This is a genomic window from Sphingobacterium sp. LRF_L2, assembly GCF_965644235.1.
Lineage (GTDB): Bacteria > Bacteroidota > Bacteroidia > Sphingobacteriales > Sphingobacteriaceae > Sphingobacterium.
In genome coordinates, this window is sequence record NZ_CBFFRI010000011.1 from 74,688 (window position 1) to 99,227 (window position 24,540).

Consider the following 24,540-nt stretch of genomic DNA (forward strand, 5'->3'; position numbering starts at 1 on the left):
ATGATGAACCTCGACCATATAAAACGCGTTTACCTTCTCGGGATTGGAGGGATAGGAATGAGTGGATTAGCAAGGTACTTCCAGCATTTAGGCTGTGAGGTGAAGGGGTATGACAAGACGGAAACGGATCTGACTCAAGCTTTGGTCTCAGAAGGCATTGAAGTTGTTTATCAAGACGATTTATCGTTGATTCCAACGGCTTATCAAACGGCATCTGAAGAGACTCTTTTGATCTACACGCCAGCAGTTCCAAAAGATCTTAAATTGAAGTGTTTCTTTTTAGAACAAGGATTTACACTGTATAAGCGATCAGAAGTATTGGGTATTATTAGTGCTAGTAGATTTACCATTGCAGTAGCTGGTACGCATGGGAAGACAACGACGTCGACAATGATAGCTCATATTTTAAAGGATTCAGGCTATGACTGTTCTGCATTCTTGGGCGGGATCAGTTCGAACTATAATACGAATGTGTTGTATGGAGGTAATAATGTCGTAGTGGTGGAGGCAGATGAGTACGATCGTTCATTTTTAACACTACATCCCAATATTGCTGTTGTGACATCCGCAGATGCAGATCACTTAGATATTTACGGAGATGAAAGTCATCTGCTTGAATCTTTTGTTTTGTTTTTAGGCCGGATTGTATCAAATGGAGTATCAATTGTAAAAAAAGGATTGCCATTTCAGGGGACATTAACCTATGCGAAAGAAGATGAATGTGATGTCTATGCCGCAAATATTCATATTGTAGAAGGAGAATTTTTCTTTGACTATATCGGTAGGGATGGGTTAGTTTTCGAGGCGATTCATTTAGGAATTCCAGGGTTGCATAACGTCGAAAACGCCGTAGCGGCTGTTACAGTTGCTTTGGAACTCGGTATAGAAGAGGGGAAAATAAGACAGGCTTTAAGTTCCTTTAAAGGTGCGAAACGTCGCTTCGAATATATCGTTAAAAAATCTGAGGCAGTTTATATAGATGATTATGCGCACCATCCGGAGGAACTACGTGCTTTTTTAACGTCCATGCGTAAGTTGTACCCCGAGGAAAAGTTGACAGTTATATTTCAACCTCACTTGTTTAGTCGTACACGAGATTTCGTAGAAGGATTTGCTGAAGTACTTGGTATGGCGGATGAACTCTTGCTTATGGATATATATCCCGCTAGAGAACTGCCAATAGAAGGAGTGACGTCAGGTTGGTTGCTTGATAAAATACAGTTGCAACAAAAAAGAATTGTGACAGCGCAAGAAGTACTTGATGTTGTGCGGTCAGAAAAACCCAAGTTGCTGGTAACAGTTGGGGCGGGAGATATTGATCGATTGGTAAGGCCACTAAAGGAGATTTTGGAACATGCTTAAACTATGGCGTCGCATATCGTGGAGTTTCGTAGGCTATACCTGTTTAGTTCTGCTCGCTTTTGTGGGTTTAGGTATGTTGATGGGGCTAGTCAAGAAAAAAGATATGACGCAGATTTGTTCGTCGATGAAAGTAATGATAGAGGGGAAAGAAGCTTTTATTGATCAGCATGACATTTCTGATTTAGTAAAGACAAAATTTGGAAAAGTTGTTGGAAAGCCATTAGCACAGATACCCGTGGAGGAAATAGAAAAAGCGCTGTTAGAATTACCTTACGTATCTGCCGCGGAGATTTATGTAGATATGGATGGGGTGTTGCAAATTTCTGTGCAGCAAAGGGAAGTACTACTGCGGATAATTAATAAGAATGGTCAGGAATTTTATATCGATACAAAAGGGGCCAAGGTGCCCGTAACTTTAAGGTATGTTCCTCACGTGTTAGTGGCAAACGGAAATATTAGAGAAGGATATAAAAAAGCCTTGGATACAGTAGAGACAAAGTTGGTTAGGGATTTGGTAAGTGTCGTGGAGCATGTGAAAAATGATCCCTTATGGAGCAATCAAATTGTTCAGTTGTATGTCAACGAAACTAAAGATATTGAAATTGTACCTCGGGTGGGTACGCAGCAGTTGGTGCTGGGGGATGCAACAAAGCTAGATGAAAAATTGAAGAGATTGCTTTTGTTCTATCAGAGTATTTTACCGAAGGTGGGAACTGAAGCATATACGAAAGTGAATGTCAAGTATGACGACCAAATCGTTTGTGAACGAAAAGGAAATTGGGTTATTGACAGTTTGCAGTTTAAAATGAAGTTGAATTAAAGTAATACAGTATATACAGCACAAATACACAGCATATGAAACCAAGATTAGCAGAAAACGAAAAAGAGAATCCGATCATCGTAGGATTGGATATCGGAACAACAAAGATTTGTGTAACCGTGGGTCGACGGAGTGGCACAAACAAGATTGAGCTGTTAGGCGTGGGGAAAGCCGAATCTTCGGGGGTTAACAGAGGAGTGGTAGCTAATATCCAGAAAACCGTGAGTAGTATCAGGGAAGCTGTTACCATTGCGGAGTCACAATCAAATGTAGATATTAAAGTTGTCAACGTGGGGATTGCGGGACAGCATATCAAAAGTATTCAACACCGTGGTATTTTGACAAAACGTGACTACGATGAAGTAGGTCGTCTGGACGTTGAACAATTGATTTCTGATATGTACAAATTGGTTCTTCCTCCAGGGGAAGAGATTATTCACGTTCTGCCTCAAGAATTTACAATTGATAATGAACCGGGTATCAAAGAGCCTATAGGTATGGCCGGACGTCGCGTAGAAGCTAATTTTCACATTATTTCTGGGCGCGTAACAGATATTAGAAATATAAAGCGTTGTGTGGATAACGCTGATCTTGAAGTTTCATCATTAGTTTTGGAACCTCTAGCATCATCTGAAGCTGTGTTGGATGAAGAGGAAAAAACTGCTGGCGTTGTATTGGTTGATATTGGAGGTGGTACTACGGATGTTGCCATTTTTCACGAAGGTATTATTCGTCATACTGCTGTTATTCCTTTGGGAGGGAATATTGTGACAGAAGATATTAAACAAGGATGTTCCGTTCTGCGTAACCAAGCAGAACAACTAAAGGTGCGCTACGGTTCCGCTTTGGCTGATGAAAATAAAGATAACGAGGTTATTTGTGTGCCAGGTATACGCGGACGTGAAGCTAAAGAAATCTCAGTTAAGAATCTAGCTTATATCATTCAAGCTCGTATGGAAGAGATTATCGAGCATGTTTACTATGAAATCAAATCTTCTGGTTATGAAGATCGATTAATTGCAGGTATTGTTATTACAGGTGGTGGCGCTCAGTTAAAGCATTTGGTACAACTGGTGGAATATATTACAGGTATCGGTTGTCGTATAGGTTATCCAAATGAATATCTATCGAAAACAGAAATGTTGAACAAACAGGCTTTGGAAGAATTGAAGAGCCCTATGTATGCTACATCAATCGGCTTGTTGATTAAAGGTGTTCAAGCTATGGAGGAAGATGAGGCAACGCAACAAGAGATGGTATCTAAACGTGTGAGTAAGGAAAAAGTGACTGAGATAGCAGAAGAGAAACGGAAAAAGGAAAGCTGGTTTACGAAGATCTTGTCGGATTTTATTAAAGATGATACCGGCATTGATGATGACACGTTTATAGGAAAGAAGTAAGTTTTCCACAATTTGAGTTTTTTCCACAATTTAACAAATGTGGAAAACTCTCGTGGAGATTTTGGTATTATTACATTTGAATTGTTGAACCCAGAACAGTTTTCTAAGTGGTTTAGCAAGAGTTAAATAGGGTATTTTTATGTCGATACAATTTGAAATGTTAAAGGAGCAATCGTCAATAATCAAGGTTATTGGGGTTGGTGGTGGCGGAGGCAATGCCGTTAACCACATGTACAAGCAAGGTATTAGTGGAGTAGATTTCATTGTTTGTAATACAGATGCGCAGGCTTTGGAGCTAAGTCCTATTCCTAACAAGGTACAGTTGGGTGTTAGTTTAACAGAGGGAATGGGAGCTGGAGCGGATCCTGATGTAGGTGAGAACTCTGCAATAGAGAGCATCGAAGACATTAAACGTATGTTGGGGACCAACACAAAGATGCTTTTTATTACAGCAGGTATGGGGGGAGGAACTGGTACGGGAGCGAGCCCTGTATTAGCTAAGGCTGCAAAAGAATTAGGTATTCTCACTGTTGCTATTATTACAACTCCATTTACATTCGAAGGTAAGCGTCGTCGTTCTCAAGCGGAAGAAGGTTTGGAAGAGTTGCGTAAGTATGTAGATTCCTATTTGGTTATCTCGAATGACCGTTTACGTGAAATATTTGGTAATCTAACCATGACGGCAGCCTTCGCAAAAGCAGATGACATTTTAACTACAGCTGCTAAAGGTATCGCAGAAATTATTACAATACCAGGTTATGTGAACGTGGATTTCAAGGATGTGCGTACTGTGATGAATGATAGTGGTGTTGCAATTATGGGAAATGCCATTTCTACAGGAGAGAATCGCGCTATCGAAGCTGTTACAGGTGCATTAGCATCGCCGCTTTTGAAAGATAATGAAATAGAAGGTGCCCGTTATATTTTATTGAATATAACTTCAGGTAGAAAAGAAGTGACTATGGATGAAGTAGCCATTGTTACTGATTATATACAGGAAAAAGCAGGCTTGTCTGCCGATTTGATTTGGGGTAATTGTATTGATGAGAGTTTGGAAGATGAGCTATCGGTAACTATTATTGCGACAGGTTTTCAGACAGCTGAAGAGCGTGTGAAGGAGAAAGAAAAAGAGAAAATTGCGTTACCCTTAACTCCTGAACCTGTAGCGAATCAGTTTGTTAAGCCAGTGGTTCAGAATCAATTTGTCTCCAAGCAAGAGCCTGCGACAACAACACAAACATATATTAAACCGGTGCAGAATACGGTGGTAGCTACACCGATGCAGATGCAATCTACGCCTCCAGCTGACTTGTTTACATCTCCGAAGCCTATTCATTCTGCTATCGTGAATAACACGAGTAATGAGGAGCCTCAGATTATTCGTCATACACTTAATTTCGAAGAGCCGGCACAGGAAGAAGAAATTGAAGAGACTATCGGAGGGTTTGAACTAAAAACCTCTCCTTCGGTATTCGAATTCAAACTGCCTTCTGTTTTTGATGCTTTTGATAAAAGTACAGAACCTACTGGAGCCGAGCAGGTAGCGCCTACTCAAAATACCTTCAACGAGCCTACAAATAGTATTGTGGCGGAACCTAAGGAAATGGATTTTGAGGATCAGTTGATGAAAACGAAAGAACGTATTTTGCGTTTGAAGGAACTCAGTATGAAATTGAAGTCTAGCAACGGTTTACAAGAGTTGGAAAACGAACCTGCATACAAAAGGAGACAGAAATCTTTAGAGGATGTTCCTCATTCTTCGCAATCGCAAGTATCTCGATTTACCCTATCATTTGATGATGGCGAGACGGAGATTCGTCCAAATAACTCCTTCTTACATGATAATGTAGATTAAATTTGATCCTATTTAAATAAAATATAAAAAAGACGACTCAATAGGTTGTCTTTTTTTATATAAAAATTTTTTTATTTGTCAAAAGATGCTATTTTTATAAACAAGTTAATTATTAATACATTATAGAACTTAAATCTTTCAGTTATGGCTAATTTTGATAAATTCAAAGCGTTAAAAGCATTGGTCGATGGCTTAGAAGTCGATGCAGACAAATTTTTTGTTAAAGGAAATAGCGCGGCAGGGACGCGTGTTAGAAAGGGACTTCAGGATATCAAAAGCCTCTCTCAGGAATTGCGTTTAGGGATACAGGAGCTGAAAAATCAGAAATAAGCTCGTTTTTATATAGAAACTTGAGAAGCCCTTTGAGGGCTTTTTTTATTATATTTACGGATGTGGAACTAAAGGCTAAAAATAATTATGTCAGGTAAACTAAACAACCCTATTTGGGTGATGAGTTCGGCTTACGAGAAATTGTCATTGGATGAACTTGTAACAACATCAAAGGAAGTCGGCGCACAAGGAATTGATCTATGTGTATTTAGAAAAGACGGAACAAGGGAAGATCATACAGCTACACATTTGGATTATGAAAATTTTTCTCCCGATAGTGCGCGTGTATTGATAGAGAAGTTCAACCAAGCTGGTTTGGGGCTGTCTTTGGGGGCTTTTGAGAATATGATAGGTGGGGATCCTGCCGAGCGAATCAAGAATCAGAATCACCTTCTTCGTTTAATTCGTATAGCTCACTTGTTAGGAGGTGATGCTAATGATGTAAGAGTAGGTACATTCGTGGGATATAACCACAAATTGGGTAATGAAATTGATGGTTTTCAAAAGAATTTAGACGAATATAAGCGTGTTTTTGAACCTATTGTAAATTATGCGGAAAGCCTTGGTGTTACGATTGTTTATGAGAACTGTCCTATGGAAGGTTGGCGTTCATCTCGTTATTCCAGTACCTATAATAACTTGCCAGCGGTGTTGGCTGCAAGGAAGTTAATGTATGCGTTGATTCCTAGTAAAGCTCACGGAGAGATTTATGATCCTTCCCATGATATTTGGCAAAATACGAATCCCGTAGAGGTAATAGAAAATATGGATATTACTCGTCTGAAGCGTATTCATGTTAAAACAACTCGAAACTTAAAAACAACAGCTCGTGTAGAGTGGGGAGGGATGTATGCGATGCAGCATGTCGATGAGTCGTTGGCTTCGCTTGCTGGTGTAACTATTCCAAAGCACGATTGGGATCGCCATCACTATGAAGCAATGTTGCCAGGTTTCGGAGGTACAGATCATATGGATTGGAATGATTTTGTAGCAGTTTTACATCGCCGTGGATTCAATGGTCCATTCGAAATTGAAAATGAAGCAAAAAATTCAAAGGATACAGGTAATATTCATGCAACCAATCAAGGGTTCGCTAATTGTATCCGCTTTCTTTCGCCATTATTGTGGGATTTGGATAGTGATAAAGGATATGCTTTTAAAAGCACAAAAGAACTGGTATTTCCGTCCTTAAAAGATGTGCCAGAAGTTACAATAGATCAGCTATAATGCAGAGGACGAAGAGTAACAGTCCAGCTGTTACTCTTCGCTATGTAATTTAAACAATTCAATAAGTTCAGGAAGATTATGAACGTTTAATTTTTCGAAAATCCTACTTTTATAAGTGCTTATTGTGGATGAACTTAAATCCATTAACGTGGCAACTTCTAAAATTCCCAATCCTTTGATAAGGTGCTTTGAGACGTCCATTTCCCGGTTCGATAGCTTCCTCAATGGATTATTGCCATCAAAAGAAGATTTGCTTGTCGTTAGCTTTTGTATGTAGAGCTCTTTTACAGCTTCCGACATGTATTTTCCTCTGCTGATGATGCTCTGTATTGCATTTTTCAATTCGGACATGGCGGTGTTCTTATTTAGATACCCCGACGCACCAGCGCTGATATAGCGAAGAGCATATAAGTTCTCTTCGTAAGAAGAGAAAATTAGAATTTTGACATGAGGCTGGAGTGCTAATATTTCTTTTACAACTTTAATATTGTTTCCTCCAGGCATGTTGATGTCTAAAAGTAATAAATCAAAATCTTCCTTACCTAACGCATCGTAGACTTCATTATAGGTTTCTGCCTGCAATATTGTGGCGTCTGGAATACTTTCTTTTATTATAAGTGAAGCGCCTAATCTCACAATACTATGATCATCAGCGATTAATATTTTTTTCATTTAGTTGACACGGTTAACGTTCTTAAATGGTTTAACTAAAATAACGTCAGTTGCTTAGCAAATATATGGAAAAAACTCAATTAAAGGGGTGTAAAAAATAGTTTAACTAAAAGTAACAGTAATACTAAAATTTGTAATTTAGTCAACAAAAGCTTTTTATTTTTGTTTAATTTGTGTTAATTTTTGTTCTTGATTAGTTTAATTTTCGAATTATGGGATTTTTAAAAGAGTTTAAAGAGTTTGCAATGCGCGGAAGCGTTATTGATTTAGCTGTCGGTGTCATCATTGGAGGTGCGTTCGGTAAAATTGTATCCTCATTGGTTGATGACATTATTATGCCACCAATTGGATTTGTAACCGGTGGGGTGGACTTTTCGAATCTGAAGTACATTATAACAGAGGCAAATGAAGCCGCTGGTGTCACCGAGGTTGCTATAAAGTATGGTAATTTCATCAATGTAGTGATTCAGTTTCTTATTATTGCGTTCTGTATATTCTTGGTTATTAAAGGTCTTAATTCCTTGAAGAAAAAAGAGGAAAAGGCACCATCTGCTCCACCGGCACCTACTAAAGAAGAGGTTTTGTTGACTGAAATCCGTGATATACTTCGTAGTAAGTAAGCTGTACATTCGGAGTTCTACTCTCATTTTTGTATTTCTATTTAAGTACTGGATTGCGGTATAGGTATAAAGAGAAAAGAAAGGTGGAAATATTTTAACACAATGCTTGCTTCTTTTGCAAATTAACTGTACTTTTGCATTCCCTTGAATAGGAATAAATTGATTAAAATATTTAAATAAGCATAATAGCGTCATGAAAAGAACATTTCAGCCTTCGCAAAGAAAAAGAAGAAATAAGCACGGATTCAAAGAGCGTATGAGTACTGCTAATGGTAGAAGAGTATTAGCTTCTCGTAGAGCTAAAGGTAGAAAACGTCTTACTGTATCAGACGAATACCGTCACAAAGGATAATAACATTTGCCGGTGACTCTTCCGGGTCTAAGATCCGGCTATTGGTTGCCATGCATCATACATTTACGAAAGAAGAGCGATTATGTAGTAAAAGACTTATAGATGGTCTTTTCCATAATGGTTCTTCTTTTGTCATGTATCCTTATCGTATAGTTTTCTTAAAGCCGGATGGACAACAACGTGAGCAGCTCCCTGTGCAATGTATCATGTCGGTGTCGAAGCGGCGGTTTAAAAAAGCTGTAGATCGTAACTACGTGAAGAGACGTATGCGAGAGTCTTTTAGACTTCAAAAAGCAGAATTATACGAGTTCCTTCAATTGCATTCCTTAACTTTGTTGGTAGCATTCCAATATGTTGGGAAAGAAAAAGTGCCTTATGACCAAATGTACAAACGTATCGGTGCTGTGTTAGTTAAATTGAAAGATGAATGTTGTCGGCTTTATTTGGGAGAAAATGATTAAATGGCCACTTCAGGGCCTATTTATTTTGATCATCCGTTTCTACCAACTTTTTATTTCTCCCTTCTTAGGGTCTAATTGTCGCTATACCCCCACATGTTCACAATATGGTAAAGAGGCTATTTTGAAATATGGTCCATTTAAAGGTGGGCTCTTGGCTATCCGTCGTATTCTAAGATGTCATCCATGGGGAGGACATGGACATGATCCCGTTCCCTGATTTTTATGAAAGATATTTATATTCTACAGATCGAAACAGCAACAGCGGTATGTTCCGTTGCACTAAGTAAAAATGGTGAACATATTGCGTCGGTGGAAGCTGATGAACCTAATTTACACGCCAGTCGTCTTACCTTGTTTATTGAGGAGGTCATTTCTAGCGCCAACATCACCTTATCTTCTTTAGCTGCTATTGCAGTAAGCATGGGGCCTGGTTCCTACACAGGGTTGCGTATAGGTGTATCTACAGCAAAAGGACTTTGTTATGGATTGGATATACCGCTTCTTGCAATTAATACCTTAGATGCCATGGCTGTTGGGTTCACCGATTTCTCTCAGGCAGATATTCTGGTGCCTATGATCGATGCCCGTAGAATGGAGGTTTATACAGCCAACTATAATACGAAGGGAGAGCGAATTTCTGATGTTGTTGCAGCCATTATAGATGAATCCTCTTTCGATAATGAATCTTTAGCAGCAAACTATGTTCTTTTTGGAAGTGGAGCGGATAAGTTCCAAGAACTTTTTTCGAATCACTCCCGTGTCCGTATAGCCCCGGGGTTTTCTAATTCAGCAAGTTTTCTTGGATCAACGGCCTTTGAGAAGTTTCAGCGACAGCAGTTTGAAGATTTAATTTATTTTGAACCCTTCTATTTAAAGGATTTTATCGCTACCACTCCTAAAAAGCGCTAAACACTATAGCCATTTCTTTCTTTTAAACCAATAGTAGATAATCAAAGCTAGTAATGCCATGCAAACAAGAATGACGGGGTAACCATAATACCATTCTAATTCAGGCATATTTTTGAAATTCATACCATAGATTCCAACAATAAATGTCAGCGGCATAAAAAAGACCGATATAATGGTCAGTGTTCTCATGATATCATTGGTATGATTCGATTCAATATTAAAATATACAGATAGCAACTGTGTTGTGTTTTCTGCAATATTTCTGTAGAGCGTTTGTGAACGCGCGTAAATATCTTTTAGATCCTGGGTGTATATGTTTTTGAACGCCGGTAAATGAAAGAAGTCGACAATGTCTTTATAGAGCGTTAAAATGATGCGTATAAGATCAATTTGTCTCTTGATGTAGTAGAGTTGGCGTAAGAAATCTTTTTTTCTCTTATGCAGAAATACCATCTCTTCATAGCTGTCCAGCTGCTTGTTTAATTTGTTAATAACAAGATTTTCAAATGTTTTCAATGCTTCTGAAGCGAGATGATTAATTAAAAGCTTGCTGGAATTCAGTTTGCTATAGGGGAAATTTTCGGCTAAAGCCTCTAGATATTGTGTTTTCCCCCGATGTACAGTAATAACAAACTTTTCTCCAAAAAATATAGAGACACGTTCCGTTATTTCTGTAAGTGTATCCGAAAGTGCATCAAATTTGGTGGGGATTGATCGAATAATAAGAAAGTGATAATTTTCAAATTCTTCTATTTTTGGCAACTGGCCAATCTGTAGGCAATCTTTTATGGATGCTTCGTGCAAATTATATTTGACCCGTAGTTCTGCGAAGTCTTGGTATGTAGGCTCCGAAATATCGATCCAATCGAAGGTGGAGTTTGTTTCGTTTAAGATGTATTGTATCATAACTCAACGTGGTTAGTAACCGAGGTTGTAAAAGAAAAGGCTTCCCATTCTATGAGAAGCCTTTTCTTTGCTAGAAGAACTTATTTCTTTTCTTTTGCTTTTTTGTCTTTGTATTCCTTGTTCAAAACATCAATTACATGCGCTGTAATGTCCAATTTAGGATCCGCATACAATACTGTTGGATTCGATTTGGAATAGGTAAGTACAAGCGTATATCCATTATCTTCTGCGTGCTTTTTAAGGTATTCAGTAATGGTATTATAAACATTGTTAAATTCAGTGGATTCATCCTGTGCAATTGCAGCAGAAGCATTTTGATCCAATTTGCCAAGCTCGTCTTGTTTACGGGCTAATTTTTCTTCTGTAGCTTGGCGTTCAGACGCACTCATTGTCGAGGCTTTTTGTTGATATTCTGCAACCTCGCGTTGGAAGGCCTGACCTTTAGATTGAAGATCAGATTGTGCTTTTTTTACTTTTGCCTCAAGTTTGGCTCTGATATCTTTGAAGTATTCGTATTTTTCGGATAAAGTATCTGAATTGATATAGACAATTTTCTCTTCTTTCGCAGACGCGGTGGACGTCTTTGCAACTGTGGAATCGCCGGCCGTGTTATTCCCTGTTTGTGCAGTTTGGTTACATGATACTGCGGCTATAGCAATTGCTACTCCGAAGGATACTTTTGTCACTGTTGTGAATAGTTTATTCATTCTAATCTAATTTTCGAGTTTTCTATTTTTCAAAAAACAAACCTAACATAAAAAAATTAAATTTCCTTAGTTCATTACGTAAACTTATAAAAAATACTGATAGAAATTATGCTCTTTTTTTGGGCGGTACTTGTCATTTTATAGCAGCGAATGTTTGATTTTTAGCGAAAAAAAACGTATTTTTGAATGTTAAACAGTACTCATTTTAATTTCATTTCATGAGCGAAGAAAATAAAAATGCATCAACATATTCGGCCGATAATATTCAGGTTTTAGAGGGTTTAGAGGCGGTACGGAAGAGACCTTCCATGTATATTGGTGATACGGGTGTGAAGGGATTGCATCACTTGGTGTATGAAGTTGTTGATAACTCTATTGATGAAGCCGTAGCGGGCTACTGTACCGATATTGTGGTTACTATTCACGAAGATAATTCGATTTCTGTAAAAGATAATGGCCGCGGTATTCCCACTGGTATCAACAAAAAGGAAAATAAGTCAGCCCTTGAATTGGTTATGACTGTGCTTCATGCTGGAGGAAAATTTGATAAAGACACCTATAAGGTTTCTGGAGGTCTGCATGGTGTGGGGGTGTCTTGTGTGAATGCATTATCGACACATTTATCTGCAGTGGTTCATCGCGAAGGAAAGGTTTTCCAACAAGAGTATGAAAAAGGAAAGCCTTTGTATGATGTGAAAGAAATTGGCGAGAGTGATATAACAGGAACTATTGTTACATTTCACCCGGATGCCGAAATCTTTACAATGACAACGATTTACAACTATGATACACTAGCGAATCGTCTTCGCGAATTGGCATTTTTGAATCGAGGCGTTCGATTGATACTGGTTGATGAGCGCGAGAAAAACGATGATGGTTCTTCGTTTAAATCTGATGTATACTATTCCGAAGGAGGATTACAGGAGTTTGTGAAATTTCTAGACGGTACACGTCAACCACTTATTCCAGATCCTATACATGTGGAAGGTATTAAGCAGGGGATTCCTGTAGAGTTAGCTTTACAATATAATGATACCTATTCGGAAAATGTGCATTCCTATGTAAATAATATCAATACAATCGAAGGTGGGACACACGTCGCTGGATTCCGAAGAGGTCTTACGCGAACGTTGAAAGCCTACGCGGATAAGTCTGGGTTATTGAAAAATCTGAAAGTTGATATTACAGGAGATGATTTCCGGGAAGGTTTAACTGCTGTTGTATCAGTAAAGGTTGCAGAGCCTCAATTTGAAGGACAAACAAAGACCAAACTCGGTAACAATGAAGTTATGGGAGCTGTCGATGTTGCTGTTGGTGAGATTCTAGGGGTCTATTTAGAAGAAAATCCTAGAGAGGCGAAAGCTATCGTTCAAAAAGTAGCTATTGCGGCTCAGGCGCGTGCAGCAGCTCGTAAAGCGAGAGAGTTAGTACAGCGTAAAACAGTGATGGGTGGTTCTGGATTACCGGGTAAATTGGCTGACTGTTCTGACAATGATCCTAATAAGTGTGAGATATTTTTCGTCGAGGGAGACTCTGCGGGTGGAACAGCTAAGCAAGGAAGAAATCGTCGATTCCAGGCGATTATGCCTCTGCGAGGTAAGATCTTGAATGTTGAAAAAGCAATGGAACACAAAATATACGAAAATGAGGAGATCAAGAATATGTTCACCGCATTAGGCGTAAGTGTTGGTACTGCGGAAGATTCGAAAGCACTTAATTTAGAAAAATTAAGATACCATAAGATCGTAATCATGACAGATGCTGACGTCGATGGTTCACACATTGCCACGTTGATTCTTACATTCTATTTCCGTTATATGAAAGAGCTAATTGAAAAAGGATATGTTTATATCGCTACTCCGCCGCTCTATATGGTTAAGAAAGGAAGAGATTTTGAATACGCTTGGAATGAAGATCAGCGTCTTGCTGCTATACAGCGTTTGAAAGGGGCAGGTAAAGAAGAGTCAGTTAATGTACAGCGTTATAAAGGTCTTGGTGAGATGAATGCAGAACAATTATGGCAGACTACAATGGATCCAGAACACCGAACTCTTCGTCAGGTAACAATTCAAAACGCTGCCGAATGTGATCGCATCTTTTCAATGTTGATGGGAGATGAGGTTGCTCCACGACGAGAGTTTATTGAAAAGAATGCTCGATATGCGAAGATCGATGTTTAATAATTGATAAAATTTTATAATATAGAGATCCCAATCGACTTTCGGTTGGGATTTTTTATGTAATATCGTTTTCTAGATGTTCAGGAGCAGTTTTTATTTCCTGTGATTATTCTCTCAAATGGAGAAAAATTTTATTTGTAAATTGGAGTTCTTTTTATAATTGCTCCATTATGTCAAATATTGATTTTATACATGAAGAAAAAGCTGCTGATATTGGCAACTTTCTAGTTGGTAGATTACTACCCTTCCGCCAAAAACGTTCTATAGGTCCATTTGTTTTCATCGACCATATGGGGCCCGCTTGTTTGGCCGATTACGAAAATTTAGACGTTCCTCCACATCCGCATATAGGATTGTCTACATTAACTTACTTATTCGACGGTGCGATCATGCATAGAGATAGTATAGGTAATGAAATCGAAATTCAACCCGGTGCTGTTAATTGGATGACTGCCGGAAAGGGTGTTACACATTCTGAGCGTACACCAGTATACTTGCGTCAGCGTGATAAATTTTTGCATGGATTGCAGATTTGGGTGGCATTACCTAAAAAATTAGAGTTCATAGATCCGGAGTTCTATCATGTAGAAGCAAAGGATATTCCTTCTTGGACAACAGAGGGGATTTCGTATAAGTTGATAGCAGGAGAGGTATTTGGAAAGAAATCAGCTGTCCCTGTTTATTCGCCTCTCTACATGATTGAAATAACGAGTATTGAAGAAAAAAACATCGATATAGGTCAGTATCTTTTTGGAGAAAGTGGGCTTTATATTTTAGAAGGTGAGGTCGTTAACCAAGGACATCATTATGGGCCAAAGCAAATTTTGATTACAAAAGATGCCCATCTTTGTTCATTTACAATGAAAGCAAATACCACAGTCTATATTTTTGGGGGAGAACCTTTTCCTGAAGAACGATTTATTTATTGGAATTTTGTAGCTACTGACAAGGCTACTATCGATAAGGCAAAGGACGATTGGAGTAATCATCGGTTTCCACTTGTTGTGAATGATTCAGGTTATGTTCCTTTACCAGAATCAAAGCTGAAATAGAAAAAAAAATCCCTGACGTAAGTCAGGGATTTCGAAAAGTATGTTTAAGAATCTAATTACTTAGATTTCTTTTCGTCACCTTCCATTTGCTCTTTAAGTTGAGCAAGAACGTCTAGATCACCTAAAGTAGATTTCTCTACGGAATCTTTCACTTTCTTCACTGCAGAGTTAGCAGCTTTCGCTTCTTTTTTACGAGCATTGAATTCTTCAATACGCGCTTCTGCTTTTTGGTCTTCCCAAATACGTGAGTGAGAAATTACTAAACGTTTGTTTTCTTTGTTGAATTCGATGATTTTGAACTCTGTTACTTCGTCAACTTTCAAAGCTGTACCATCTTCTTTCACAGAATGTTTGTTAGGGCAGAAGCCTTCTACACCATACTGTAAAGCAACGATGTCACCTTTGTCACCAACTTTGATTACTGTTCCTTCGTGAACTGAACCTTCTGTAAAGATAGTTTCAAAAGTATCCCAAGGATTTTCTTCTAATTGTTTGTGACCTAAAGATAGTTTACGGTTTTCTTCATCAAGTTCAAGAACTACAACGTCTAATTTTTCACCAACTTTAGTGAATTCATTAGGGTGATTGATTTTCTTAGACCAAGATAAATCAGAAATGTGGATCAATCCATCGATACCATCTTCTAATTCTACGAATACACCAAAGTTTGTCATATTCTTAACAACCGCTGATTGTTTAGAACCTACAGGGTAACGCTCAGTGATATTTTTCCATGGATCAGGTGTCAATTGTTTGATACCTAAGCTCATTTTACGCTCTTCACGATCTAATGTTAAGATCTCAGCTTCGATTTCGTCACCTACTTTCAAGAACTCTTGTGGAGAACGTAAGTTTTGAGACCAAGACATTTCAGAAACGTGAATCAATCCTTCTACCCCAGGGATAATTTCAAGGAAAGCACCGTAATCTGCAACAGTTACGATTTTACCTTTTACTTTAGAACCAATAGCTAATTCTTTATCTAAAGATTCCCAAGGGTGTTCTGATAATTGTTTTAAACCTAATGCGATACGTTTTTTCTCATCATCAAAGTCTAATACAACCACGTTGATAGTTTGGTCTAAAGACAATACTTCTTTCGGATGTTCGATACGGCCCCAAGAAATGTCAGTAATGTGAAGTAATCCGTCAACACCACCTAAGTCGATGAACACACCGAAATCAGTGATATTTTTAACAGTACCTTCCAATACTTGTCCTTTTTCCAATTTCGCAACGATTTCTGATTTTTGGTTCTCTAAATCGTCTTCGATTAATACTTTATGTGATACAACAACGTTTTTGAATTCATGGTTGATTTTTACAACTTTGAATTCCATTGTTTTACCAACGTATACATCGTAATCACGAATAGGTTTGATATCGATTTGAGATCCTGGTAAGAAAGCTTCTACACCTTTGATGTCAACGATTAAACCACCTTTAGTACGTGATTTTACGAAACCGTCAATGATTGCATCATTTTCTAATGCTTCATTGATTGCTTCCCAAGATTTTTGTGTTTTAGCACGTTTGCGTGATAATACTAATTGACCGTTTGCATCTTCTTGTGATTCTACAAACACGTCAACTTTATCACCAACTTTTAAGTCAGTTAAGTCGCGGAACTCAGATAATGCTACAAGACCGTCTGATTTGAAGCCAACGTTTAAAACAACATCTTTGTTATTGATAGATACTACAATACCTTCAATAATCTCACCTTGGTTGATTTGGTTGAATGTTCCAGCGTATTGTTCTTCTAGTTTAGTACGCTCAGCTTCGCTGTAGTTACCGAAAGCTTTTTCGTCAAGATCCCAATCGAAATCACCTTCTGGTGTACTCCAAGTGTTAGATTTGATTTCGTCGATTAATTTTGAATCTGCTTCAGACTCGATTTTTTCAGTGTCTTTCACTACTTTAGTGTCAGCACCTTGTAGCTCTGCGTTTTTCGCCGCTAACTCTTTTTCTGCTTCTTGTTTTTTTGCCATTAATTATTTTTTCTCCTTTTCCCTACGTTGTAGGGACTGCAAAAATACGAAAAACTTTTATATACAAGAGATTAAGAGAAAAAAAGTTTAAGAAAATCAAGCCTCTCCAAAACAATGTAAAATCCAATATATCTGTGCCAATTGTCCGCAGCAAACGCAGAGAGGTATTTTTAGTGTTGTAGGCTTACTTATGGCTTAAATATTAAAATCATCAGAAGTATATACATCTTATTACTGCCCCTTTATCTGAGTACAAAGAGGGAACGTATTCCCGAAAGCCCTATTTTTTTTGTGTAACAAACATAAAATTGTTGTGATACTAAAGGGGAGGGGGCTATCGAGATACTAGAGCCAGTGCTCTCCTTTAGTTCTTAAACGAATTGTATATACGTGGTTTGACTATTTTTATACTTTGTTTTGAAAGGGCAATAGACGCATTTAACTCGAAGCCGATGAGAAGTATGAGCGAGTTGAGGTACATCCAGATCATTACGACAATCAAGGTGCCGATAGAGCCATACAATTTATTGTATGCGCCAAAGTTGTCAATATAAAATGTAAAACCTGAGAATGTAAGTACTGCAAGAATAGTTGCTAGACTTGCTCCGGCATTAAGAAATTTCCATTTCTTCGAGTCACTCGGACCAAATTTATACAACATACTTACGGTGATAAAATAAATACCAAAAAGTACTATCCAACGTGATAATGTGAGTATAAACGTCCAGAACCATGAAAGATCGTAATCAATATGTGTTTTTAAGTAGTTGATGACTAGGCCGGTGCCTGTGAAAATACCAATTCCTACAGCCAAAGCCATGACAATTGCAAATGACAGTGCAATAGCATGAAGCCTTCGACGTAACCAAGAACGTTTTTCTTTGGATAGAGAGGCCTTATTAAAAGCCATCATAAGCGTAGTCATGCCATTCGTTGCAAAAAATGTTGCCAGGAGAAAACCAATAGAAAGTAAACCCGAGTTTTGATTTTCGACAATATCTACTAATGTTGTTTTTAGCACATCGTAAGCGTTGTGGGGAAGTGCTACCTGTATCAGATCGAGGAGCTTTTGTTGAAAATTATTGACAGGAATATATGGGATTAACGTAAATAGAAAAAGAATTCCGGGGAAAATAGCCAGCATAAAATTATAGGCTAGTGATGAAGCCTTATTTAAAATAGATTCACGAGCTATTTCCTGAAAGAAAAAGGTAAAAACAGTATATAAAGGCAATGATCCGAAACCCGGAATAATAGCTACCTTAGTCCACTCTATGAACCTGTCGTAGGGTTTTAGGCGTAGTAAAGAGCTATGTATTTTTGTTTTCATCACGTGCCGAAAAATACTTCCATTTTTTCCTGAAAAACTAAAGGGGCCTTACAAGGGCGATTTTTTTTCATATCCACAAATACCAATTGTGTAGAGCCTGTGTTTAATAGCGTACCCACTTCATTGAATATCTCATGTTCAAATTTGATTCTGACGAGAGGTTTTTCTCTGATATACGTTTTTATTGTAAGAAGATCATCATAGCGTGCGGGTTGATAATATTTACAATGGAGATCTGTTACAGGAAGCATAACTCCCATTTCTTCCAGTTCTTTGTAAGTGATCCCGGTACTACGAAGCATCTCGGTACGACCAACTTCGTAAAAAGAAGCGTAGTTACCATAGTACACATATCCCATCTGATCAGTTTCTGCATATCGAATGCGTATTTTGGTTTCGTGTATGAACATTAAACTTAAGCGTTGAAAATAAATCTGTTTAAAGCTATGCCATCTGTTAAATAGGTCGATCACTTGCTATAATAACATATGGAGCATCCGTGAATTGTTATTTTTTTATGTTTCTTGCATCCAAAGCACGTTGAAATTTACGGGCATTAACAAGATGCTCAGTTTCCGTTTTTGCGAAATTGTGATAGCCTGAAAAGTCATCTTTTGCACACATGTAAATATAATCGTGGTGACTGTGATTAAGTACAGCATCAATTGCCGCAATGCTGGGTAATGTGATCGGCCCCGGAGGGAGACCACGATAACGATAGGTATTATAAGGATTGTCTATCGTTAAATGTTTATTTAATACGCGACGAATACTAAAGTCATTGTTCGCGAATATCACTGTTGGATCGGCTTGTAGCAACATGCCCTTCTTTAATCTATTCAAGTATAAGCCAGCTATTTCAGGCATTTCGTCTTTATGCAATGCTTCTCCTTTGACAATTGAAGCTAATGTGCTGACCTCTTGTGGTGTAAGGTGAATTGCAGCTGCCTTTTCTTTCCGGTCTGTATTCCAAAATTTGTCATATTCTTCATGAAATCTTTCGATAACTTTATCTGGGGCCGTGTTCCAATAAATTTCATACGTATTAGGAATAAACATACTGAAGAAATTGTCATTGTTGAAACCGTACGACATCGCAACTTCCTCATTGTTGAGGATTTTTAGAAATGCAGCAGAGTCAGCTTCAAAACTTTTGCCGAAGAGCGCAGCCAGATTTTCTTTCAACCGGACATTTTCAAATCTAAATTTGACCGCTTCCTGGTAGCCTCCGCGTAAGTTGCCGATCAAACGACGGTTAGACATTCCCGCCGTTAATTTATAACGACCAGGTTTGACTAAATTCGGGTACTCCATACGCCTAGCAACATAGTCAAAAAACGTGGGGTTAGCGACTATTTGCTGTTTTTTTAATGTACTTAAGACATCATTATAAGTATCTCCTGTTTTCACATAGAGATATTCTTGTTTGTCAGTAACACTTGCTCCTAAAAAAGCACTGTATCCTATCCAACCGACAACTATTCCTACGAGTAGTATGAGTAGAAGTAAAATTTTGAGCAACTTTGGAAACCCCTTTTTCTTTTCTGTCATAGCTTCTTAATTCGATAAAGTTAAGTTCACTGCGGTACCGATACTCACTATTCCTGTTGTCGAATCCGGTTGTTGGCTAATTACTTTTGCAGCAAGAGAATCGACAACTGCTCCAGCGTAGTTAATCGTGCCGATATTCAGGCCGACACCAATCAAAGCAAATCGGGCTTCGTCCAAAGATAGTCCTACAAGATTGGGGAGCTCTACTTCGTTCGATCCTCGACCATTGCCGAGCACGAGAGTCAACTTAGATCCTTTAGGAACCATTCTTCCAGGCTTCAACGGTTGACCGGCAAATTTGACATCTAGCACCACATCCCGCGCGATATCGGCGATATACACTGTATCTCCAACTTTCAAGGACTGATTACGTAAGATCGCAGAAGCCTCAATCAAAGTCTTGTCGATAATATTTGGAAACGCAACTTCGGGGGGCACTTGTGTAATTATGGTTAGATATATCGTTCTACCTGTTTTTACATGCGATTTGGGCTCGGGATCTTGTTCAATGACTAAGCCAGGTTGCATATCCATTTGATAAATTGAATCAATAAAGTATTCAAGATCGGCTTTCTCCAATACGTCGATTGCCTGATCGATATGCATTCCTTTAACGGTGGGGACTTCGATGGAATCTCCATGCTTGGTGTATACTCTGAGGCCAATGTAGACTCCCAAAAATAAAACGACAATGACAACTAAAGCCGCAATTAGATTTTTTCGAAACGCATCCGTTTTTAGATACAACAACAGTTTTGACATGTATTTTTAAAATTACTAGAAGCAATATTAAAGCCATTTTCTTAATATAGCTCGATCAGCTTCACTTTTTATTTAATAAACAAAAATATTCGTTTTTCCGTGTAACGCAAATTATATTTGTTTGCGTTTAGCATTAATAATTATGAAACCCAGATGTTGTCACGCTTAGCGAAGCTAATATGAACAGCATAGAGCTGTCGCCACCATTGATATAAAACAGTAGATGAAAACAAAAGTAGCATTAATTACGGGAGGTTATACAGGAGAAGCCGAGGTTTCTTTTAAAAGTTCAGCTTTTGTACATTCCCAATTGGATAAAGATAAGTATGATGTTTATCCTATTACTATAAGCTTAGATTCATGGTTTCACGTGAATGAGGCGGGGCTCAAATTTACCATCAATCGGGAAGATTTTTCATTGACGATAGATGATCATATTTTAAAATTTGATATCGCTTTTATCGTATTACATGGTACTCCCGGAGAAGATGGACGATTGCAAGGATATCTTGATATGATTGGTTTACCCTATACATCTTGCGGAGCGTTGACTTCGGCTCTAACGATGAATAAAGGATATACAAAATCTATTATTGCAGATATACCAGCGTTACACGTAGCAAAGTCTGTCTTATTATTTGAAGGAGATAGAAATCAGGGCTGTGAAACAGTAAAAAAACAATTGGCCTTGCCTTTGTTTGTAAAGCCTAATGCTGGAGGAAGCAGTATTGGTATGACGAAGGTTAAGGACTGGAACGAATTGCCAGAAGCGCTAGACAAAGCGTTCGATGCAGAGAGTACCGGATCGCAGGTATTGGTTGAAGAATTTGTAACGGGCAGAGAATTCTCGCAGGGTATTTTCCGTAATGTTGCAGGGGAGCTCGTCGTATTACCTGCTACTGAAGTGCGTACGACACGCGAGTTTTTTGATTTCGAAGCCAAGTATATACCAGGATTGACCGAAGAAATTACGCCCGCGGATTTAACCGACGAACAACGAGATCGGGCCTCCCGGATTATTCGTGAGGTTTATGTACGTTTAAATTGTAGAGGGATGGTTCGTGTTGATTTTTTCCTAGAGAAAGGCACAAACAATTTTTATTTCATAGAGATCAATACGATTCCCGGACAAACGGCACAAAGTTTTATACCACAACAAGTACGTGCATTTGGTATGAAAGAGCGTGATTTTTATAGCGAGTTAATTGAGGCTGCATTAAAATAGCCGCATAAAATAAAGAGAGGGGGAATTACAAATTCCCCCTCTCTTTATTTTATGCGTTCCCAAACTTCAAAGGTGAAATCATAAGCATGTCTTTCATCTTTTGGGTGATGTTCACTATTTACCAATTTCCATTCTGATAGCGGAAGTTCCGGATAAAAAGCATCGCCATCGATTGACGTATCTACTCGTGTTAACAATACTTTTTCAGACATAGGCAAAGTCTGTTCGTATATTTTTGCTCCACCAATGATGAAAATTTCGCGTTCATCCCTACAATAAGTTAGTATCTCCTGAATGGAATTTGCTACATCCACGTCTTCTGCAGCCCATTCCTGATCTCTTGTAAGAACAATATTTCTGCGATCCGGGAGAGCTTTACCCAAAGAATCAAATGTCTTTCGCCCCATAATAACAGAATGATCGATTGTGTTCTTTTTAAAGTATTTAAAATCATCCGGTAAATGCCAGGGCATTTTATTGTCTTTACCTATAACATTGTTGTTGGTAGCAGCAACGATTTGTGTTAATTTAAGATTACTCATACTAGCGAATTAGTGCTCTTGGTTTTTGTTTAAATAGCAACAGGAGCTTTGATATGGGGGTGAAATTCGTAATTTTCCAATTGAAAATCACCGAATGTGAAACTAAAAATATCCTTAACTTCAGGATTAATCTTTAATGATGGAAGAGGTTTTGGATCCCGCGTTAATTGAAGTTCTGTCTGTTCGAAATGATTACTATAGATATGCGCATCGCCAAGTGTGTGGACAAAGTCGCCAGCTTCCATATCACAAACTTGAGCAACCATCATCGTCAACAACGCATAAGAGGCAATATTAAAAGGAACACCAAGAAAGATGTCAGCACTTCGTTGATATAGTTGACAAGATAAACGTGCTTTTGTTATTCCCTTTTCTGGTTGCGCAGGTGTTACATAAAATTGAAAAAAAGCATGACAGGGGGGAAGTGCCATATTTTCAATTTCTGCGACATTCCATGCCGAGACAATAATCCGCCGAGAATCCGGGGATTTTTTCAATTGGTTGATAACCTGTGTAATCTGATCAATATGACGGCCGTCAGGTGTCGGCCATGAACGCCATTGTGATCCATAGACAGGACCTAGATTACCTTCTGCATCAGCCCATTCATCCCATATACTCACGCCATTATCTTTTAGATACTTGATATTTGTTTCACCTTTTAGAAACCAAATCAGTTCATGGATAATGGAACGAAGATGTAGTTTTTTTGTCGTAACAAGTGGAAAACCGTCTTGTAAATTGAATCGCATTTGATATCCGAAAACACTACGTGTCCCTGTTCCTGTGCGATCTGTTTTATCCACGCCATTTTCATAAACATGTTTGAGTAAATCTAGATATTGTTTCATTGCCGAAGTCTCCAGTTATGTGACGACGAAGATACCCTTTTTTGCATCATGACAATATCACAATTTTTCAACAACTCACATTTTGAGACTTTTTGTGTATTTTTGCAAAATTATCATGAACAAGAAAGTAGCATTTTATACATTAGGGTGTAAGCTGAATTATTCGGAGACCTCCTCCATAGGTCGAATTTTTAAGGAAGCAGGATACGAAACAACCCCTTTCAATAGTCAGGCTGATGTGTACGTCATTAATACCTGTTCTGTTACAGAACATGCCGATAAGAAATGCCGTAAAATTGTAAAGGAGGCGTTAAAGCATTCCCCTAATGCTTACGTAACTATTGTAGGATGCTATGCCCAATTAAAACCACAAGAGATTGCCGAGATACCGGGAGTAGATATGGTGTTGGGGGCTGCGGAGAAATTTAATATTATTGAACATATTAATGATTTGACAAAGCAGGCGAAAACAGTTGTTCATAACGCGCCGATAGATGAAACAAATCAATTTGTATCGGCTTACTCTATTGGCGATCGCACACGTACTTTTCTAAAAGTTCAGGATGGATGTGATTATTCCTGTACCTTTTGTACCATCCCATTAGCACGAGGAGCCAGCCGATCTGGAAAGATTGAAGATATTGTTCGTCAAGCAGAAGAAATTGCAGCTTCCGGCGTAAAAGAAATTGTCTTGACTGGTGTAAATATCGGTGATTTTGGCATCCGCGATGGAAAACGGCAGGACCGTTTCTTGGATCTTGTTCGTGCATTGGACGAGGTAGAAGGCATTGATCGTATTCGTATCTCTTCAATAGAACCTAACTTATTGGCGAACGAAATCATAGAATTCGTCGCACAGTCCAAACGATTCGTTCCGCATTTTCATATGCCACTACAGTCTGGCAATAATAAGGTTTTGGGAATGATGCGTCGTCGATATAAGCGAGAGCTCTATCAGGAACGTGTAGCTAAAATAAAATCTTTAATGCCTGATTGTTGTATCGGGGTAGATGTTATTGTAGGATTCCCTGGAGAAACACGTGAAGACTTTGTAGATACTTACAACTTTTTGAACGCTATGGACATATCCTATCTGCATGTGTTCACCTATTCAGAAAGAGAAAATACAATAGCGGCCCAAATGGAAGGTGCGGTTCCAGGGGCACAACGAAGTGATCGGAGTAAAATGTTACATATTCTTTCTGAAAAAAAGCGCCGTGCGTTCTATGAAGACCAAATGCAGAAAATAGGACAGGTGTTATTCGAGGGGGATGTGAAAGACGGTTATATGCACGGATTTTCAAAAAATTACGTAAAGGTACGCGCATTGTACGACCCATTATTGGTAAACGAAATTGTTCCGGTTAAATTTACATCAGTTACTGAACAGTGTGAAGTAGAGGTGGAGGAAATACGTGAGTTGTTAACGCATTAG

General features: G+C 38.4%; 25 protein-coding genes. 15 read left to right on the forward strand and 10 right to left on the reverse strand.

Annotation, left to right across the window (positions count from 1 at the left end; translation table 11 throughout):
* Positions 1 to 3 precede the first annotated feature (3 nt).
* From murC to ACSZOX_RS20105, 6 genes are all read left to right on the forward strand, one after another.
* Positions 4 to 1,362: a UDP-N-acetylmuramate--L-alanine ligase gene (gene murC / locus ACSZOX_RS20080; protein WP_437922088.1), complete on the forward strand. Its 1,359-nt coding sequence runs from the start codon at positions 4 to 6 to the stop codon at positions 1,360 to 1,362.
* Positions 1,355 to 2,182, forward strand: coding sequence for a cell division protein FtsQ/DivIB (locus ACSZOX_RS20085; protein ID WP_437921986.1), 828 nt, complete (start codon positions 1,355 to 1,357; stop codon positions 2,180 to 2,182). Before murC ends, ACSZOX_RS20085 begins: the two co-directional genes overlap by 8 nt.
* Positions 2,183 to 2,217: 35 nt before the next feature.
* A complete protein-coding gene (ftsA, locus tag ACSZOX_RS20090; RefSeq protein WP_437921987.1) occupies positions 2,218 to 3,582 on the forward strand; it encodes a cell division protein FtsA in 1,365 nt (454 codons plus the stop codon).
* A 139-nt stretch (positions 3,583 to 3,721) separates the two neighbouring features.
* The gene (gene ftsZ / locus ACSZOX_RS20095) at positions 3,722 to 5,437 is read left to right on the forward strand and encodes a cell division protein FtsZ (RefSeq protein ID WP_437921989.1); all 1,716 of its coding nucleotides are present in this window, start codon (positions 3,722 to 3,724) and stop codon (positions 5,435 to 5,437) included.
* Between the two features lie 144 nt (positions 5,438 to 5,581).
* Positions 5,582 to 5,767, forward strand: a complete 186-nt coding sequence (locus ACSZOX_RS20100; RefSeq protein ID WP_437921990.1) for a histone H1 — start codon at positions 5,582 to 5,584, stop codon at positions 5,765 to 5,767.
* Positions 5,768 to 5,854: 87 nt separating this feature from the next.
* Positions 5,855 to 6,994 (forward strand): sugar phosphate isomerase/epimerase family protein, encoded by a 1,140-nt coding sequence (locus ACSZOX_RS20105; protein ID WP_437921992.1) that lies wholly within the window; start codon positions 5,855 to 5,857, stop codon positions 6,992 to 6,994.
* 30 nt (positions 6,995 to 7,024) lie between these two features.
* Here the strand turns inward: ACSZOX_RS20105 and ACSZOX_RS20110 are convergent, their stop codons facing one another.
* Positions 7,025 to 7,666, reverse strand: a complete 642-nt coding sequence (locus ACSZOX_RS20110; protein WP_437921993.1) for a response regulator — start codon at positions 7,664 to 7,666, stop codon at positions 7,025 to 7,027.
* Positions 7,667 to 7,878: 212 nt separating this feature from the next.
* On the opposite strand from ACSZOX_RS20110, the gene mscL reads away from it, so the two are divergent.
* From mscL to tsaB, 5 genes are all read left to right on the forward strand, one after another.
* Positions 7,879 to 8,286 (forward strand): large-conductance mechanosensitive channel protein MscL, encoded by a 408-nt coding sequence (gene mscL, locus ACSZOX_RS20115; RefSeq protein WP_437921995.1) that lies wholly within the window; start codon positions 7,879 to 7,881, stop codon positions 8,284 to 8,286.
* Positions 8,287 to 8,479: 193 nt separating this feature from the next.
* Positions 8,480 to 8,638, forward strand: a complete 159-nt coding sequence (gene rpmH, locus ACSZOX_RS20120) for a 50S ribosomal protein L34 (protein ID WP_320185676.1) — start codon at positions 8,480 to 8,482, stop codon at positions 8,636 to 8,638.
* A 50-nt stretch (positions 8,639 to 8,688) separates the two neighbouring features.
* Positions 8,689 to 9,099, forward strand: a complete 411-nt coding sequence (locus tag ACSZOX_RS20125) for a ribonuclease P protein component (RefSeq protein ID WP_437921996.1) — start codon at positions 8,689 to 8,691, stop codon at positions 9,097 to 9,099.
* Positions 9,062 to 9,316: a membrane protein insertion efficiency factor YidD gene (yidD, locus tag ACSZOX_RS20130; protein WP_437921997.1), complete on the forward strand. Its 255-nt coding sequence runs from the start codon at positions 9,062 to 9,064 to the stop codon at positions 9,314 to 9,316. The genes ACSZOX_RS20125 and yidD overlap by 38 nt, the downstream gene beginning before the upstream one ends.
* A gap of 5 nt (positions 9,317 to 9,321) precedes the next feature.
* The gene (gene tsaB, locus ACSZOX_RS20135; RefSeq protein ID WP_437921998.1) at positions 9,322 to 10,008 is read left to right on the forward strand and encodes a tRNA (adenosine(37)-N6)-threonylcarbamoyltransferase complex dimerization subunit type 1 TsaB; all 687 of its coding nucleotides are present in this window, start codon (positions 9,322 to 9,324) and stop codon (positions 10,006 to 10,008) included.
* Between the two features lie 3 nt (positions 10,009 to 10,011).
* On the opposite strand, the gene ACSZOX_RS20140 is transcribed toward tsaB, so the two are convergent.
* Together ACSZOX_RS20140 and ACSZOX_RS20145 are read right to left on the reverse strand one after the other, a co-directional pair.
* A complete protein-coding gene (locus tag ACSZOX_RS20140; protein WP_437921999.1) occupies positions 10,012 to 10,914 on the reverse strand; it encodes a CorA family divalent cation transporter in 903 nt (300 codons plus the stop codon).
* A gap of 80 nt (positions 10,915 to 10,994) precedes the next feature.
* Positions 10,995 to 11,621 carry an OmpH family outer membrane protein gene (locus ACSZOX_RS20145; protein WP_437922000.1) on the reverse strand — a complete coding sequence of 209 codons (627 nt, stop codon included), beginning with the start codon at positions 11,619 to 11,621 and terminating at the stop codon, positions 10,995 to 10,997.
* 218 nt (positions 11,622 to 11,839) lie between these two features.
* Between ACSZOX_RS20145 and gyrB the strand changes: the two genes are divergently transcribed.
* Together gyrB and ACSZOX_RS20155 are read left to right on the forward strand one after the other, a co-directional pair.
* Complete coding sequence (gyrB, locus tag ACSZOX_RS20150; RefSeq protein ID WP_437922001.1) at positions 11,840 to 13,801, forward strand: DNA topoisomerase (ATP-hydrolyzing) subunit B; 1,962 nt, start codon at positions 11,840 to 11,842, stop codon at positions 13,799 to 13,801.
* A gap of 170 nt (positions 13,802 to 13,971) precedes the next feature.
* Positions 13,972 to 14,853, forward strand: a complete 882-nt coding sequence (locus ACSZOX_RS20155) for a pirin family protein (protein ID WP_437922003.1) — start codon at positions 13,972 to 13,974, stop codon at positions 14,851 to 14,853.
* A 56-nt stretch (positions 14,854 to 14,909) separates the two neighbouring features.
* Here the strand turns inward: ACSZOX_RS20155 and rpsA are convergent, their stop codons facing one another.
* The 5 genes from rpsA to ACSZOX_RS20180 all read right to left on the reverse strand — a co-directional run bounded on the left by rpsA (position 14,910) and on the right by ACSZOX_RS20180 (position 20,487).
* Entirely contained in the window at positions 14,910 to 16,844 is a 1,935-nt protein-coding gene (gene rpsA, locus ACSZOX_RS20160; protein ID WP_437922004.1) for a 30S ribosomal protein S1, read from the reverse strand.
* A gap of 364 nt (positions 16,845 to 17,208) precedes the next feature.
* A complete protein-coding gene (locus ACSZOX_RS20165) occupies positions 17,209 to 18,174 on the reverse strand; it encodes a YihY/virulence factor BrkB family protein (RefSeq protein WP_437922006.1) in 966 nt (321 codons plus the stop codon).
* Entirely contained in the window at positions 18,174 to 18,584 is a 411-nt protein-coding gene (locus tag ACSZOX_RS20170) for an acyl-CoA thioesterase (protein WP_437922007.1), read from the reverse strand. Before ACSZOX_RS20170 ends, ACSZOX_RS20165 begins: the two co-directional genes overlap by 1 nt.
* A 97-nt stretch (positions 18,585 to 18,681) precedes the next feature.
* The gene (gene mltG / locus ACSZOX_RS20175) at positions 18,682 to 19,725 is read right to left on the reverse strand and encodes an endolytic transglycosylase MltG (RefSeq protein ID WP_437922009.1); all 1,044 of its coding nucleotides are present in this window, start codon (positions 19,723 to 19,725) and stop codon (positions 18,682 to 18,684) included.
* A 6-nt stretch (positions 19,726 to 19,731) separates the two neighbouring features.
* Entirely contained in the window at positions 19,732 to 20,487 is a 756-nt protein-coding gene (locus ACSZOX_RS20180; RefSeq protein ID WP_437922010.1) for a PASTA domain-containing protein, read from the reverse strand.
* A 223-nt stretch (positions 20,488 to 20,710) separates the two neighbouring features.
* Between ACSZOX_RS20180 and ACSZOX_RS20185 the strand changes: the two genes are divergently transcribed.
* Positions 20,711 to 21,712 carry a D-alanine--D-alanine ligase family protein gene (locus tag ACSZOX_RS20185; RefSeq protein ID WP_437922011.1) on the forward strand — a complete coding sequence of 334 codons (1,002 nt, stop codon included), beginning with the start codon at positions 20,711 to 20,713 and terminating at the stop codon, positions 21,710 to 21,712.
* A gap of 44 nt (positions 21,713 to 21,756) precedes the next feature.
* On the opposite strand, the gene ACSZOX_RS20190 is transcribed toward ACSZOX_RS20185, so the two are convergent.
* Positions 21,757 to 22,254, reverse strand: a complete 498-nt coding sequence (locus ACSZOX_RS20190; protein WP_437922013.1) for a dihydrofolate reductase — start codon at positions 22,252 to 22,254, stop codon at positions 21,757 to 21,759.
* A 29-nt stretch (positions 22,255 to 22,283) separates the two neighbouring features.
* Positions 22,284 to 23,105 (reverse strand): thymidylate synthase, encoded by an 822-nt coding sequence (locus ACSZOX_RS20195; protein WP_437922014.1) that lies wholly within the window; start codon positions 23,103 to 23,105, stop codon positions 22,284 to 22,286.
* Between the two features lie 115 nt (positions 23,106 to 23,220).
* Here ACSZOX_RS20195 and mtaB point away from each other — a divergent pair, with 115 nt between their 5' ends.
* On the forward strand, positions 23,221 to 24,540 hold the full coding sequence (mtaB, locus tag ACSZOX_RS20200; RefSeq protein WP_437922016.1) for a tRNA (N(6)-L-threonylcarbamoyladenosine(37)-C(2))-methylthiotransferase MtaB: 1,320 nt from the start codon (positions 23,221 to 23,223) through the stop codon (positions 24,538 to 24,540).